This window comes from Methylorubrum populi, from assembly GCF_002355515.1.
Lineage (GTDB): Bacteria > Pseudomonadota > Alphaproteobacteria > Rhizobiales > Beijerinckiaceae > Methylobacterium > Methylobacterium populi_A.
In genome coordinates this window covers 5,440,368-5,454,278 of sequence record NZ_AP014809.1, presented here as the reverse complement: position 1 = coordinate 5,454,278, position 13,911 = coordinate 5,440,368, and the positions used below count along the sequence as shown (strand labels likewise).

Below are 13,911 nucleotides of genomic sequence, written 5' to 3'. Positions count from 1 at the left end.
ATGAGGGGCATCGCCCCATGCCGCCTCCCGTGCGGCCAGCGGGGTGCGGCAACCGTTGCGGTTTGGCGAATCGCTTGAGCCCCTTTATGGACCAAAGCCCATGACGCGGTACGTCTTCATCACCGGCGGCGTGGTTTCCTCCCTCGGCAAGGGTCTCGCCTCCGCAGCCCTCGCGGCCCTGCTCCAGGCCCGCGGCTACCGGGTGCGCCTGCGCAAGCTCGACCCCTATCTCAACGTCGATCCGGGCACGATGAGCCCGACCCAGCACGGCGAGGTGTTCGTCACCGACGACGGCGCCGAGACCGACCTCGATCTCGGCCATTACGAGCGCTTCACCGGCCTGCCTGCCTCGCGCGCCGACAACGTGACGACGGGCCGGATCTATCTCGACATCATCACCAAGGAGCGGCGCGGCGACTATCTCGGCGCCACGATCCAGGTGATCCCGCACGTCACCAACGCCATCAAGGCGTTCGTGCTCGACGGCAACGACGATTACGACTTCGTGCTGGTCGAGATCGGCGGCACGGTCGGCGATATCGAGGGCCTGCCCTTCTTCGAGGCGATCCGCCAGATCGGCCAGGAGCGCCCACGCGGCAGCGTCTGCTACCTACACCTGACGCTTCTGCCCTACATCCCCTCCGCCGGCGAGCTGAAGACCAAGCCGACGCAGCACTCCGTCAAGGAGCTGCGCTCCATCGGCATCCAGCCCGACATCCTGCTCTGCCGCTGCGACCGGCCGATCCCGGTGGACGAGCGGCGCAAGCTCGGACTGTTCTGCAACGTGCGGGAGAGCGCGGTCATCGAGGCGCGCGACGTCGACACGATCTACGCCGTGCCGCTCTCCTACCGCGAGGCCGGGCTCGACCGGGAGATCCTGGCGCATTTCCAGATGGAGCCCGAGGGCGAGCCGAAGCTCGACCGCTGGCAGAACATCCTCGAGCGGGTGCGCAACCCCGAGGGCGAGGTCACCATCGCCATCGTCGGCAAGTACACGGGGCTGAAGGACGCCTACAAGTCGCTCACCGAGGCGCTGACCCACGGCGGCATCGCCAACAACGTGCGCGTCAACCTCGAATGGATCGAGGCGGAGGTGTTCGAGCGCGAGGACCCGGCGCCGTTCCTCGAAGGCCTGCACGGCATCCTCGTGCCCGGCGGCTTCGGCCAGCGCGGCGCCGAGGGCAAGATCCGCGCGGCCCGCTACGCGCGGGAGCGCAACATCCCGTATTTCGGCATCTGCTTCGGCATGCAGATGGCGGTGATCGAGGCGGCGCGCTCGCTTGCCGGCATCACGGACGCGAACTCCACCGAGTTCGGCGACACGCGGGAGCCGGTGGTCGGCCTCCTGACCGAGTGGATGCGCGGCAACGAGCTGGAGCGGCGCGCGGCCGAGAGCGACCTTGGCGGCACGATGCGGCTCGGCGCCTACAAGGCGACGCTCGCAACCGGCACGAAGATCGCGCAGATGTACGGCGACACCGAGATCTCGGAGCGCCACCGGCACCGCTACGAGGTCAACATGGCCTATCGCGAGTGCCTGGAGGCCAAGGGCCTGCGCTTCTCCGGCACCTCCCCGGACGGTCTCCTGCCCGAGACGGTTGAACACGAGGGCCATCCGTGGTTCATCGGCGTGCAGTTCCACCCGGAGTTGAAGTCGCGCCCCTTCGAGCCGCACCCGCTGTTCAAGGGCTTCATCGCCGCCGCGATCGAGCAGAGCCGCTTGGTCTGACCTGAGAGGGAATCCGGTTGACGACGATCTCGGGCCTGCCGGCCTTTCTCGCCTACTTCGTCGTCTCCCTCGGCCTCACCGCCCTCTACCTCGTGACCTACCTCACCGCGACGGCGCACCGGGAGATCGCCCTGGTGCGCGAGGGCAACCTCGCCGCCGCCCTGGCGCTGGGCGGGAGCCTGCTCGGCTACTCGATCCCGCTCTCGGCGGCGGTGCGCTACGCCGGCTCGCTCCTCGACTGCATCGTCTGGGGCCTGGTCGCGCTGGTCGTGCAAGTCGCGATCTACTGGCTGATGCGGCCGCTGCTGCCGAACCTGTCGCGGCGCATCGACGAGGGCGAGACCGCGCCCGCGGTCCTGCTCGGGGCCGCCTCCCTGGCGGGCGGCCTCGTGAACGCCGCCTGCATGAGCTACTGAGACCGTGGCGGACGACCGCGAGGCTCAGGCCGATTTCGGGCGGCGCAGACCGGCCGAGCCGGCACCGGCCGTCACGCCGCCCGACAGGAGCGCGAGCAAGCGCTCGCAGACCGTCTCCACGGTGCTGGTGGCGAGTGCGGGCCTCGCCGCACTCGGCCTCGGCTCTCTCGACCGGACCGCGCCGTCCAAGGATGTCCTCGTCTACGTCGACGCGGCGGCCTGTGCCGCCAACGGCATCCGCCCGGCGGACGAGTGCCGCAGCGACTATGCCACCGCCCGCGCCGCCTATCCCTCGACCGCACCGCATTACGGCTCATCGACGGAGTGCGAGGGGCATCACGGGACGTCGCACTGCCTGCCCGATCCGAATGCGCCGACGCAATTCGTTCCCCGCATGGCCGGATACCTGCTCGGGCGCCGCGCCGCCGACTGGGTGACGCCCGAGCCCGTCTACGACCACCGCCAGGGCTACGGCAGTCATCACGGCAGTTACTGCACCGGGTCGGGGGGCAAGGTCTCGACCGGGAGCGGAGGCCACGCCTCCTCGGCTAAGCTCAAGCCCGCCGCCGCGAAGGCAACCTCTTTCGGCGGCTTCGGCGGAAGCGGCAAGAGCTTCTCCTCCTTCGGCAGCAGCTGATGCGCCGCTTCGCCTGCGGAGAGCGGCCGGGCTGGCGGGAGATCGCACGGGAGGCAGGCTTCGCCTTCCACACCATCGACGGCGCCCCCTACTGGGACGAGAGCCACGCCTACGCCTTCACGCTCACGGAGATCGAGGAGGTGATCGAGGCGCCGAGCGGGGAGTTGCACGCCCTCTGCCTCGCCTTCGCCGCCGACGCGGTGGAGGACGAGCGCATCCTGGCCTCGCTCGCCATTCCCGAACCGGTCCGGGACACGGTGCGGGCGAGCTGGCGCCGGGGCGATCCGAGCCTCTACGGGCGCCTCGACTTCTCCTATGGCGGCTCGGGCCCGGCCAAGCTCCTCGAATACAACGCGGACACGCCCACCGCACTCTACGAGACCGCCGTGTTCCAATGGCTCTGGCTCGAACAGGGGCTGGCGGAGGGGCGCCTGCCCGCGGGCAGCGACCAGTTCAATGCGGTTCACGAGCGGCTGATCGCGCGGCTGAGGGAGATCGCGCCGCCGGGCCTGTTCGCCTTCGCCGCCGATTCGAGCGGCCCGGAGGACCTCGGCACCGCCAGCTACCTTCAGGACTGCGCGGTGCAGGCCGGCTGCGAGACGATCCTGCTCGACCTCGGCCAGATCGGCCTGCGCGCGGACGGCGCCTTCTGCGGCCCGGACGAGCGACCCTTCGCCGCCCTGTTCAAGCTCTACCCGTGGGAATGGGCGTTTCAGGACGCGTTCGGCCCTGCGGTCGTGGCCGCGCCGACGCGCTTCCTCGAACCGCCCTGGAAGATGGTGCTCTCGAACAAGGGCCTGCTCGCCCATCTCTGGGCCCGCGAACCGGGCCATCCGAATCTGCTGCCGGCCTATTTCGAGGGCGATCCTGCCTGCGCGAGCCTGGGCGCCTTCGTGCGCAAGCCACTGCTCTCGCGCGAGGGTGCCAATGTCGAGATGTTCTCGGCCGAGGGCACGCGGCTCGCCGGCGAAGCGGGGCCCTACGGCGCGGAGGGCTACATCCGGCAGGGTCTGGCAGAACTGCCCTGCTTCGACGGCCGCCGCCCGCTCCTCGGCGCCTGGATCGTCGGGGATGCGCCGGCCGGCCTCTGCATCCGCGAGTCGGAGGGCCCGATCACCGGTGACGGCGCGCTGTTCGTGCCGCACCTGATCGAGCCGGCTCGATGAGGGTCACGAAAAGAGGGGCCGGATAGGCTCCGGCCCCTCACGTGCTCGCCTGTCTGTCGCTCAGCGGCCAGCGGCGCTGTTGCCGCCCCCGGCGCTGCCGGCGCCGCCGCCCATGGTGCCGCCGGGCGCATTACCGGTCGCACCGGTCGTCGAGCCCGTCGTGGCGCCGGGAGCCATGGTCCCGGTCGAGCCGGCGGTCGCGCCTGTTCCCGTCGTGGGCCGCATGCTGTTGCCGGTGTTGTTGCGCATCGGGCTGGCACTGTCCGTGGTGCCTCCGGTCCCGCCCTTGCCGGTGTTCGACTGGGCGAGGGCCCCGCCGGACACGGCAAGGGTCAGTGCGGCGGCCAGGGCGATGGTTTTGGTCGGCATGGCTCGTTCCTTCCCTGTTATCGATCGTGGAAGGCGAACCCGCCGCTGGCGGCATTGTTCAGAGCAGACGCCCTCGCGCGGTGCCGGTCCGGGACGGAATGGCCGCGACGCTGCGTCCGCCCTGCCACGGCGTCGCCGAACCCTATATGCAGCGGAGCCGTGACCGAGATTCTGTTCTACCACCTCCAGCGCCAGCCCCTTGAGAAGGTGCTGCCGAACCTCCTCGAGAAGTCGCTGGAGCGCGGCTGGCAGGCGGCCATCCAGGCGGTAAGCGAGGAGCGGCTCCAAGCGCTCGACGACGGCCTCTGGACCTACACGGACGAGAGCTTCCTGCCCCACGGCACGGATCGCGACGCGGACGCGGCGACACAGCCGGTGGTCCTGACCCTGCGGGAGACCAATCCCAACGCCGCCTCGATCCGCTTCCTCGTCGAGGGCGCGGAACTGCCGGAGGATGCGGGGAGCTACCAGCGCATCTGCATCCTGTTCGACGGCACCGACACCGACGCCCTGCTTCATGCCCGCGAGCAGTGGCGCGGCGCCAAGGCCGCCGGCCACGCCGTCGCCTACTGGCAGCAGGACGAGAGCGGGCGCTGGACCAAGAAGGCGTGAGATCAATGCGCCGTCCGACGGGAAGGCGCGACAACACGCACGAGCAACCGCCCGAGGATCGCGAGAACCCGATGACGCCAGCCCTGTCTCCCTCTTCCCGGACCGCGACGAGCCGGCTCTGCCTCGCCGGCCTCCTTTCCCTCGCGGTCGGGCTGGGACCGCTGCCGGCCCTCGCCCAGCACGGTCCGCAGGGTGATGGGCCGGGCCAGACGCAAGCGAAGGGACAGGCTCAGCCGCCGCGCAAGGCGCCGGAAGGGCGCCGCCTGCCGCCGGACGCCACCACCGAGCACAGCATCGACCTGTCGAACGGGCGCACGCTCGCCTTCACGGCCACCGCCGGCAGCCTCGCCCTCGTGGACGAGGAGGGCAAGCTCCAGTCCGAGATCGCCTTCATCGCCTACACCAAGGCGGGCAAGCCGGAGGAGCAGGCCGCCCGGCCGGTCACCTTCGGCGTCAATGGCGGGCCGGGCGCGGCCTCGGCCTATCTCAATATCGGCGCGATCGGCCCCTGGCGCCTGCCGACCGACGGCGCCTCGATCAGCCCGTCGCAGACGATCGCACTCCAGCCGAACCCGACGACCTGGCTCGACTTCACCGATCTCGTCTTCATCGATCCCGTCGGGACCGGCTACAGCCGCGCGGCCGACGGCGACGGCAAGAAGTACTGGAGCGTCGATGCCGACGCCTCCGTGCTGGCGGCGGCCATTGCCCGCTATCTTCGCCAGAACGACCGGCTCGCCTCGCCGAAATTCTTCGTGGGCGAGAGCTACGGCGGCTTCCGCGGCCCGCTGATCGCGCAGAAGCTGCAGCAGGATGTCGGCGTCGGCCTGTCGGGGCTGGTGCTGCTCTCCCCCGTGCTCGACTTCGCGTGGCTGCAGCCGGCCCGCACCACGCCCTGGGGGTTCGTCACCAAGCTGCCCTCCTTCGCCGCCGCGGCGCTGGAGCGCGCGGGCACGACGCCGAGCCGCGAGCTGATGAAGGAGGCCGAGACCTACGCCACCGGCGCCTATCTCACCGACCTCCTCAAAGGACCGTCCGACCGCGAGGCCGTTGCGCGGCTCGCCGAGAAGGTCTCGGCGCTGACCGGGCTCGATCCGGAGACCGTGCGGCGTCAGGCCGGGCGGCTCACCGCCCACAGCTACCAGCGCGAGATCGGGCGGGATGTCGGCCGCGTCCTCTCGGCCTACGATACCGGCGTGACCGGTTGGGATCCGGACCCGACCGCCCCGCAATCGGGCTTCGAGGATCCGGTGCTCGACGCGCTGCAGGCGCCGCTCACCACCGCCATGGTGCAGCTCTACCAGACCCGCCTCGGCTGGCGCGTCGAGAACATGCGCTACGAACTGCTCAACGGCGCGGTCAACCGCGGCTGGACCTGGGGCTCGGGCCGCTCGGCCCCGGAGGCGATGGGTGCCCTGAAGGACGTGCTGGCGCTCGACGGGCGGATGCGGGTGCTCGTCGCCCACGGCTTCACCGATCTCGTGACGCCCTACTTCACCTCGAAGATGCTGCTCGACCAGATGCCGGTCTACGGCTCGGCGGACCGGCTGAAGCTCTCGGTTTATCCCGGCGGCCACATGTTCTACACGCGGCCCGACTCGCGAAACGCCTTCCACGACGACGCCGCCGACCTGTTCGCCCGGGCGCTGGAAACGCGCTCGAACGGAAGCGCGAAGGGCGAGGGCGCGTCGGGCGCGACCGTGCCGGAGAAGAGACCGACGCCTTGAGACTGATTCTGGGACTTCTGCCCGCCCTGCTGCTGGCGGGCTGCAACAGCGCCGAGCGCCGCGAACCGATCCAGCCGCCGCCTCCGCCGAGCGCGGTGCTGCCCGCGGCGCCGGCCGCCGCCCTCGGCCCCGTGCTCGACGGGAACGGCGCCTGCACCGGCCCGGTACCGGGGACGGCCGCCGCCATCGAAACCGGCATCGGCGAGTGCGATCTCGTGCGGCTCAAGGGCCGCCCGCCGACCGACGTGCTGGTCGGGGAGGGCCGGTCCGGCCGCGAGGTGCAGGTGCTCTACACCGAGCCCGGCGCCAAGGAGCTGTATTTCTTCGTGAACAACCGGCTCGATCGTATCGTTCGTTAACGCGCGGATCGATTGGGCCCGCACTTGCTTCCGCTCCGGACGGGCAGGCGGGACTCACGATGGCACACGCGTATCGGTTCGGCATCGAGGAAGAGCTGTTCCTGGCGAGCAGCCGGACCCGGGCCGCGCCGCGCGAATCGGTCTCGGCCTTCCACAAGGCGGCGCGCAGCCGCCTGGAGGGCGTCGAGCGAGAGATGCTGGAGAGCCAGGCCGAGATCTGCTCCAAGCCCTCGGCGAGCTTCGCGGAGACGCACGAGGCGCTGGCCAAGCTGCGCACCGGCCTGTGCGCCATCGGCCGCGAGCACGGCCTGAAGGTCTTCGCCGCCGGCACCCATCCCACAGCGATCTGGACCGACCAGCGCGAGACCGCCAAGGTCCGCTACCGCAAGATGATCGAGACCCTGCAGATGGTGGGGCGCCGCTCCATCGTCAGCGGCCTGCACGTCCATGTCGAGGTGCCCGATCCGGACCAGCGCATCGACCTGATCAACCGGCTGATGCCGTTCCTGCCGGTGCTGCTCGCGCTCTCCACCTCCTCGCCCTTCTACGAGCGCCACCGCACGGGGCTCGCCGGCTACCGCCTGCGGGCCTATGCCGAGCTGCCGCGCACCGGCCTGCCCGAGCTGTTCGATGGGGCGGGGGATTTCGAGCGCTACGTGCGGGTGATGACCCAGGCAGGAGCGATCGAGGACGCGACCTATCTGTGGTGGCACATCCGTCCGTCGATCCGCTACCCGACCCTCGAATTGCGGGTCGCCGATAGCTGCACCCGGCTCAAGGACACGCTCGCCATCGCCGCGCTCTACCGCTGCCTCGTGCGACTCTGTGTGCGCCGGCCCGACCTCAACGGCACGCCGACCGGCGCCTCGCGGGGCTTCGTGATGGAGAACCTCTGGCGGGCGCAGCGCGACGGGATCCACGCCGCCCTGATCGACGAGGTCAAGGAAGAGGCGGTGCCGGTGCGCCGGCTCGTCGAGCAGGTGCTCGACCTCGTGGCGGAGGATGCCGCGGCCCTCGGCTGCGCCGCCCAGGTCGCCCACGCGCTCACCATCGCCGAGTGCGGCTCCAGCGCCGACGGGCAGATCCGCGCCTACGAGGCATCGCTCGCCGCGGGCGGAAGCGAGCGCAAGGCGCTCTCCTGTGTCATCGACTGGCTCGCCCGCGAGACGGCGAACTGCGACGCGTGACGGCGCCTGGCCAGAGACCCTTTCAGGAACATCGCACGCCCGCTCAGGTTGCTCCGACAGGTCTGAATTTGCCTGAGGAGACGTCCATGAGAACGACACTCACCGCCGCCGCCTGCCTGCTCCTGCTGGGCGCGGCGGGGATGCCGGCCCATGCCCAGTCCGTCGGCGAGAAGACCGGCGTGAACTCGCTGATCGGCGTCGCCCCTTCGAGCCAGGATTTCGTGACGCAGGCCGTCATCAGCGACATGTTCGAGAACCAGTCGAGCAAGCTCGCTCTTGAGAAGTCCGACGAGAAGACCAAGGCCTTCGCCCAGAAGATGATCGACGACCACAAGAAGACCTCGGACGAGCTGAAATCCGTGGTCCAGACCGGCGACATGAAGCTCACCCTGCCGACCGAGCTGGATTCGAGCCACCAGAGCAAGCTCGACAAGCTCAAGAGCCTGAGCGGCGAGGACTTCACCAAGCAGTATCACGACGATCAGGTCACGGCGCACAAGAACGCCACCGACCTCTACAAGCGCTACGCCGAGGGCGGCGACAACGCGGCCCTGAAGGCCTTCGCCATCAAGACCAAGCCGCATCTCGACGAGCACCTGAAGATGGCTCAGGATCTCAACAAGAAGTAGATTTCTGCCATTCGGGCGGCGCCCTTCGGAGGTGCCGCCCACCGTCGAGGCTCAAACGGGCCAAGCCCGCATAGGCCTGGAGTGAAATCGGGGAGCTCCCGTCACTCGGCCCTTGCCGCGAACTGCGCCGCCTTCGCCCGGATCACCTCGGCGGCGCGATCGATGCCGGCGCCGTCCACATCGAGATTGGCGGTGGCGCGGATCTGATGGGTGCCGATCGCCCGCACCCGCACCCCCTCTTCGAGACAGGCGTTGGCGAAGGTCGATGCGGTGATGCCGAGCGCCTCCACCGTGAAGCACAGGATGTTCGACTGCCCTGCCGTCGGGTCGAAGGCCAGCCCCGGCGCGTCGGCGATCGCCCGGTGCAGCCGGCCGGCATGGGCGTTGTCCGCGGCGAGCTGGGTCATGTGGTGGTCGAGGGCGTAGAGCCCGGCCGCGGCCAGCACGCCCGACTGGCGCATGGCGCCGCCGAGCCGGTACTTCCACTGCCACGCCTGCTCGACGAAGTCCCGCGTGCCGCAGAGAACCGCGCCGACCGGACAGCCGAGCCCCTTGCTGAGATCGATCCAGGCGCTGTCGAACCCGGCAGCGTAGTCCGCCGCCGGGATGCCGGTCGCCACCACCGCGTTGAGCAAGCGCGCCCCGTCGATATGCGCCTTGAGGCCCCGCGCCTGGGCGTAGTCGCGGATCAGGCGCATCGTGCCGATGTCCCAGACGGTGCCCCCGGAAAAGCTCGTGGTCTGCTCGATCGAGACCAGCCGCGAGCGCGGCGCCGTGCGCTGCGGAACCCGGATCGCCCCTTCGACCTGGGCGAGGGTGAACAGGCCGACCCGCGTCGGCAGGGGCTTCACCGAGACGCCGCCGATCGCCGCGGCGCCCGCGGCCTCGGTGTTGTAGATGTGGGACTGGTCGTCGACGATGATCTCGTCGCCGGGCCGGCAATGGACGAGGATCGAGGCGAGGTTGCACATCGTGCCCGAGGGCATGAACACGGCCGCCTCCTGACCGAGCATTTCGGCCACCCGCTCGCACAGCGCGTTGGTGGTCGGATCGGATCCCGACTGCTCGTCGCCGACTTCGGCCCGGGCCATGGCCTCGCGCATGCCCGGCGTCGGCCGCGTCTGGGTGTCGCTGAACAGGTCAATCATGGTGCATCCATGCGGTGTTGGACGTCCGGCCGGCCCCGTCATCGCCCTCGAAGCCGAGGCTTCCATGCCGCGGCTAAATGCATGAAAAATTCAGTTGATCGCAAGCCGCCGCGACCGCGGAGTCGGGCCCTCCGGATCGATCGCGGCCTGACGGCGCAACACTTTCCATGTGGCTCACGAAGGTGGGAACGGTCACGTATCTCGACAGGCGGTAGCCGCAAGCCTAGAAATTACGATGCGAAGTCTCGCATTTAAAATTCTTTGAGAGCTCGATGAATAGAATTGAGCCCAGTATCGGGATCAGCCGCCGCTACCTTCACGACGAGGTGGCGGACCGGATGCGTGAACTGATCAATGAGGGCGAACTGGAGCCGCGCGCGCGCGTCAACGAAAGCGAGCTGACCGAACGGTTCGGGATTTCCCGCACGCCCCTGCGCGAAGCGATCAAGATCCTCGCGACGGAAGGGCTGCTGGAACTGCTGCCCAACCGCGGGGCGCGCGTCGCGAGCATCTCGCGCAACGAGCTCGAGGAGATGATCGAGGTCATCGCTGGGCTGGAGGCGACGGCCTGCGAACTCGCCTGCCGGTCGGTGACCGAGGAGGAGCTGACCGCGATCGAGGCGATGCATCGCGACATGGTAGCGGCGTGGCAGGGGCGCGACGAGGCGAACTACTTCCGCCTCAACCGCGAGATTCACGAAGCCATCATGCTGGCGAGCCGCAACAGCAAGTTGCGCAGCCTCTATCTCGGCCTCACCGGCCGCATCCAGCGCTCCCGCTACAGCGCGCACCAGACCGAGGCGCAATGGGCGCAGGCGGTCGAGGAGCACGAGCGCATGATCCCGCTGCTGCGCGCCCGCGACGCCGACGGCCTCGCCGCCCTGATGCGTCGGCATATCCGGGCGAAGAAGCCGGTGATCGCGGCGATGTACGGCGAGGAGGGGAACTGAGGCGGCCCTGGAAGGGCGCCGCCGTCGCGCTGCGGAGCGGAAGCGTTGACGCGGACGAAGCGCCCTATCGCCCCTTGAAGTTCGGCGGACGCTTTCCGAGGAAGGCTTCCATACCCTCGCGGAAGTCCTCGCTCATGTAGGTCATCAGGATCAGGTCGTCGCCGGGCCGTTCGCCCTCGCCGGGCTCCGGCGCGCCTTCCTCGGCGATGCGGCGAAGCCCTTCCTTGGTCGCCTGAAGGGTGAGCGGCGCGTGGCTCGCGAGCAGGGCGGCGAGCGCGTCGGCGCGGGCCGCGACGGCGGTGGCATCCTCCACCACCTCGTTGACGAAGCCGATCGCCAGCGCCTCCTGCGCCTCAACGAGCCGGGCGGTGAACAGGATGTCCTTCACACGAGGACCGCCGATGAGATTCGCGAGGCGCCGCAGGGTGTTCTGCGACAGGCAATTGCCGAGCGTCCGGGCGATCGGAAAGCCGAAGCGGGCGTCACGGCTGGCGATGCGCATGTCGCAGGCGGCGGCGATGGCCGCGCCGCCGCCGGTGCAGGCCCCGGCGATCGCCGCGATGGTCGGTACCCGCAGCCGCTCCAGCCCTCCGAGCACCCGGTCCATGAAGCGCTCGTAGCCGATGGCGTCCTCCGGTTTGCTGAAGCTGCGGAACTGGGCGATGTCGGTGCCGGCCGCGAACGCCTTGTCGCCGGCGCCGGTGATGATCACCGCCTTGACCGCGCGATCCGCCTCGATCCGCTCGCACAGTTCGACCAGCCCGCGATACATGGCGAAGGTCAGGGCGTTGCGCGCCTTCGGCCGGTTGAGCGTGATGCGGGCGATGCCCTCCGCGTCCACCGCGAAGAGCAGTTCGTCGGTCGAGGCGGTCTCGGCGTCGGCGTTCATGCAGCGGCTCCTCGTCAAGCGTCTCTCAGGCCGTCGTCTCGCGCACGACGCCCCGGGCGATCAGATCGTCGATCGCCGCCCCGTCATAGCCGGCTTGCGCCAGGATGGCGCGGCTATGTTCGCCCAGCAGCGGCGCGGGGCCGTGCACCCGTCCCGGCGTCGCGGAGAACTTCACCGGAAGGCCGAGGGTGCTCATCCGCCCGGCGCGACCGTGCTCGACCTCGACGACCATCTCGCGGGCCCGCGCCTGCGGGTCGGCCTGCATGGCGAGCACGTCGAGGACCGGCCCGGCCGGCACGCCGCCGGCCTCCAGCCGCGCGAGCCAATCGGCCGAGGACGCGGTGCGGAAATGCGGGGCGAGCGCCGCGGCCAGCGCTTCCCGGTTCGCCATGCGGTCGCGGTTGGTCGAGAAGCGCGGATCGTCGGCGAGATCCTCGGCGCCGAGCACCGCCAGCAGCCGCAGCCAGTTGGTCTGGTTGGCGGCTCCGATGGTGATCCAGCCGTCCTGCGTCTCGAACGCCTCGTAGGGCGCATTGAGTGGATGGGCCGAGCCCATCGGCCCCGGCGCCGTGCCGGTCGCCATGGCGATGGCTGATTGCCAGTAGGTGAGGGTGATGCCGGCCTCGAACAGTGAGGTGTCGACGATCTGCCCCTCGCCGGTTTTCAGCTTGTGGACATGAGCGGCGAGCACGCCCATCGCCGCCAGGATGCCGGCGGTGATGTCGGTGACCGGCGGCCCGCACTTCATCGGCGGGCGACCCGGCCGCTCGCCGGTGATGCTCATCAGCCCGCTCATGCCCTGCGCCACGAGGTCGAAGCCCGCCCGCTCGGCGTAGGGGCCCGATCGGCCGAAGCCGGAGAGGGAGCAGTAGATCAGCCCCGGAAATTCCTGGCGGAGCACCTCGTAGCCGAGATCGAGGCGCTCCATCGTCCCCGCGCGGTAGTTCTCAATCAGCACGTCCGCATCGGCGAGCAGGCGGCGCAGCACCGCCTTGCCGTCCGCGCTCTTGAGGTCGAGGGCGATCCCGCGCTTGCCGCGATTCATCATCATGTAGGCGGCGCTCTCGCCCGCGATCGCGGGGGGAACGGAGCGGCGGGTGTCGTCGCCGCCCTCGATCTTCTCGACCTTGATGACCTCGGCACCCATGTCGCCGAGCATCAGCCCGCAGACCGGGCCGGCCATGATGTGAGCGAGTTCGACGACCTTCACGCCGACCAGCGGGCCGGATTTCAAAGCCTCCGTCATCGGCTCAGCCGCGCGCCGCGACGAGTTCGCACGCACAAGGCGAGTCGCCAGTTCCCTCGGATGCCTGACAGCAATCCATCGGACGAATCTCCCGTTCTGAGCGAGCCGTCCCGCGGCAGCGCCGTTTGCGGTCCCGCGCCCCGCTGGACTCGCCCGCATTTTGAATTGTTTTTACGGGTCGCTCCGAGGTCAAGGCAACCCGTTTTGCATGCGATTTGCGGATCAGGGATCGGAGGCCTGTCACGCAAGCTGCGATCGATGGAACGCGTGGGCCGGCTCCCGGTTGTCGGCGAAAGCGTGGCCGTCGGGAAGCGCACCTTTCCGGAGTCGGCGAGCGTCGGGTGAGCGAGCGGAGGGATTGATGCGTAAGTTGAGCACGGCACTCGGACTTGCGGCGGCCCTCGCCGTTGCGGCGACAGGGATTACGTCCGCGGACGCGTCCTGCGCCCGGCGCATCGTCAACAAGTCGGGCTACATCGCCCTCGTCAGCCGCGACGGCGGCCCCTGGGTCGCGGTGCGGCCGGGCCGCTCGCAGACGATCAACTATTACCAATCCGGCCGCATCGACGTGGCGCTGACCTGCGGCCCCGGAGCGTTGCCGGAGCAGGCCGCCTACCGGGCGAGCTACGACACGGTGGCGATCATCGACCGCTGCTACATCCGCTTCGGCGACGGCTTCTTCGAGGACCAGCTCGGCGGCGGCTTCATCGGCCGGAAGGAGACGGGACCGCTCGCCCTCAACAATCCGCGGCAGGGCGACCTCGTCGTCGGCCCGCAGGCCGGCGCCTGCCCGGCGATCGAGCGAGGGGCCGTCAGCGCCCGCTATTAGCCTTGCGGCCGGGCGCGT

The 13,911-nt window shown here is 69.8% G+C and carries 15 protein-coding genes; 11 read left to right on the top strand and 4 right to left on the bottom strand.

All coding sequences use genetic code 11. The features are described 5' to 3' along the window. Nucleotides 1-100: 100 nt before the first annotated feature. The 4 genes from pyrG to MPPM_RS25350 are packed head-to-tail and all read left to right on the top strand — an operon-like array spanning nt 101 to nt 3,948. Entirely contained in the window at nt 101-1,729 is a 1,629-nt protein-coding gene (gene pyrG, locus MPPM_RS25365; RefSeq protein ID WP_096487446.1) for a CTP synthase, read from the top strand. A gap of 17 nt (nt 1,730-1,746) precedes the next feature. Beyond that, nucleotides 1,747-2,145: a DUF350 domain-containing protein gene (locus MPPM_RS25360; RefSeq protein WP_017483440.1), complete on the top strand. Its 399-nt coding sequence runs from the start codon at nt 1,747-1,749 to the stop codon at nt 2,143-2,145. Between the two features lie 4 nt (nt 2,146-2,149). Beyond that, nucleotides 2,150-2,782 (top strand): DUF1190 domain-containing protein, encoded by a 633-nt coding sequence (locus MPPM_RS25355; protein WP_096487445.1) that lies wholly within the window; start codon nt 2,150-2,152, stop codon nt 2,780-2,782. After that, a complete protein-coding gene (locus MPPM_RS25350; protein ID WP_096487444.1) occupies nt 2,782-3,948 on the top strand; it encodes a glutathionylspermidine synthase family protein in 1,167 nt (388 codons plus the stop codon). Before MPPM_RS25355 ends, MPPM_RS25350 begins: the two co-directional genes overlap by 1 nt. Before the next feature lie 60 nt (nt 3,949-4,008). Here MPPM_RS25350 and MPPM_RS25345 read toward each other — a convergent pair whose 3' ends face one another. Further along, nucleotides 4,009-4,317, bottom strand: a complete 309-nt coding sequence (locus tag MPPM_RS25345; RefSeq protein ID WP_096487443.1) for a hypothetical protein — start codon at nt 4,315-4,317, stop codon at nt 4,009-4,011. A gap of 159 nt (nt 4,318-4,476) precedes the next feature. Between MPPM_RS25345 and MPPM_RS25340 the strand changes: the two genes are divergently transcribed. The 5 genes from MPPM_RS25340 to MPPM_RS25320 all read left to right on the top strand — a co-directional run bounded on the left by MPPM_RS25340 (nt 4,477) and on the right by MPPM_RS25320 (nt 8,831). Further along, a complete protein-coding gene (locus tag MPPM_RS25340) occupies nt 4,477-4,929 on the top strand; it encodes a DNA polymerase III subunit chi (protein ID WP_096487442.1) in 453 nt (150 codons plus the stop codon). A gap of 71 nt (nt 4,930-5,000) precedes the next feature. Next, nucleotides 5,001-6,656 (top strand): S10 family peptidase, encoded by a 1,656-nt coding sequence (locus MPPM_RS25335; protein WP_096488030.1) that lies wholly within the window; start codon nt 5,001-5,003, stop codon nt 6,654-6,656. Beyond that, nucleotides 6,653-7,015, top strand: a complete 363-nt coding sequence (locus MPPM_RS25330) for a hypothetical protein (RefSeq protein WP_096487441.1) — start codon at nt 6,653-6,655, stop codon at nt 7,013-7,015. Before MPPM_RS25335 ends, MPPM_RS25330 begins: the two co-directional genes overlap by 4 nt. A 59-nt stretch (nt 7,016-7,074) precedes the next feature. Beyond that, nucleotides 7,075-8,202: a carboxylate-amine ligase gene (locus tag MPPM_RS25325; RefSeq protein WP_096487440.1), complete on the top strand. Its 1,128-nt coding sequence runs from the start codon at nt 7,075-7,077 to the stop codon at nt 8,200-8,202. An 86-nt stretch (nt 8,203-8,288) separates the two neighbouring features. After that, nucleotides 8,289-8,831 (top strand): DUF4142 domain-containing protein, encoded by a 543-nt coding sequence (locus tag MPPM_RS25320; protein WP_096487439.1) that lies wholly within the window; start codon nt 8,289-8,291, stop codon nt 8,829-8,831. A gap of 101 nt (nt 8,832-8,932) precedes the next feature. On the opposite strand, the gene MPPM_RS25315 is transcribed toward MPPM_RS25320, so the two are convergent. After that, nucleotides 8,933-9,979, bottom strand: coding sequence for a threonine aldolase family protein (locus tag MPPM_RS25315; protein ID WP_096487438.1), 1,047 nt, complete (start codon nt 9,977-9,979; stop codon nt 8,933-8,935). A gap of 272 nt (nt 9,980-10,251) precedes the next feature. Between MPPM_RS25315 and MPPM_RS25310 the strand changes: the two genes are divergently transcribed. After that, nucleotides 10,252-10,929: a GntR family transcriptional regulator gene (locus MPPM_RS25310; protein WP_096487437.1), complete on the top strand. Its 678-nt coding sequence runs from the start codon at nt 10,252-10,254 to the stop codon at nt 10,927-10,929. 64 nt (nt 10,930-10,993) lie between these two features. Here MPPM_RS25310 and MPPM_RS25305 read toward each other — a convergent pair whose 3' ends face one another. After that, entirely contained in the window at nt 10,994-11,818 is an 825-nt protein-coding gene (locus MPPM_RS25305; protein WP_096487436.1) for an enoyl-CoA hydratase, read from the bottom strand. Between the two features lie 25 nt (nt 11,819-11,843). After that, complete coding sequence (locus tag MPPM_RS25300) at nt 11,844-13,064, bottom strand: CaiB/BaiF CoA transferase family protein (protein ID WP_096487435.1); 1,221 nt, start codon at nt 13,062-13,064, stop codon at nt 11,844-11,846. A gap of 361 nt (nt 13,065-13,425) precedes the next feature. On the opposite strand from MPPM_RS25300, the gene MPPM_RS25295 reads away from it, so the two are divergent. Further along, nucleotides 13,426-13,893, top strand: coding sequence for a hypothetical protein (locus MPPM_RS25295; protein ID WP_096487434.1), 468 nt, complete (start codon nt 13,426-13,428; stop codon nt 13,891-13,893). Nucleotides 13,894-13,911: the final 18 nt, after the last annotated feature.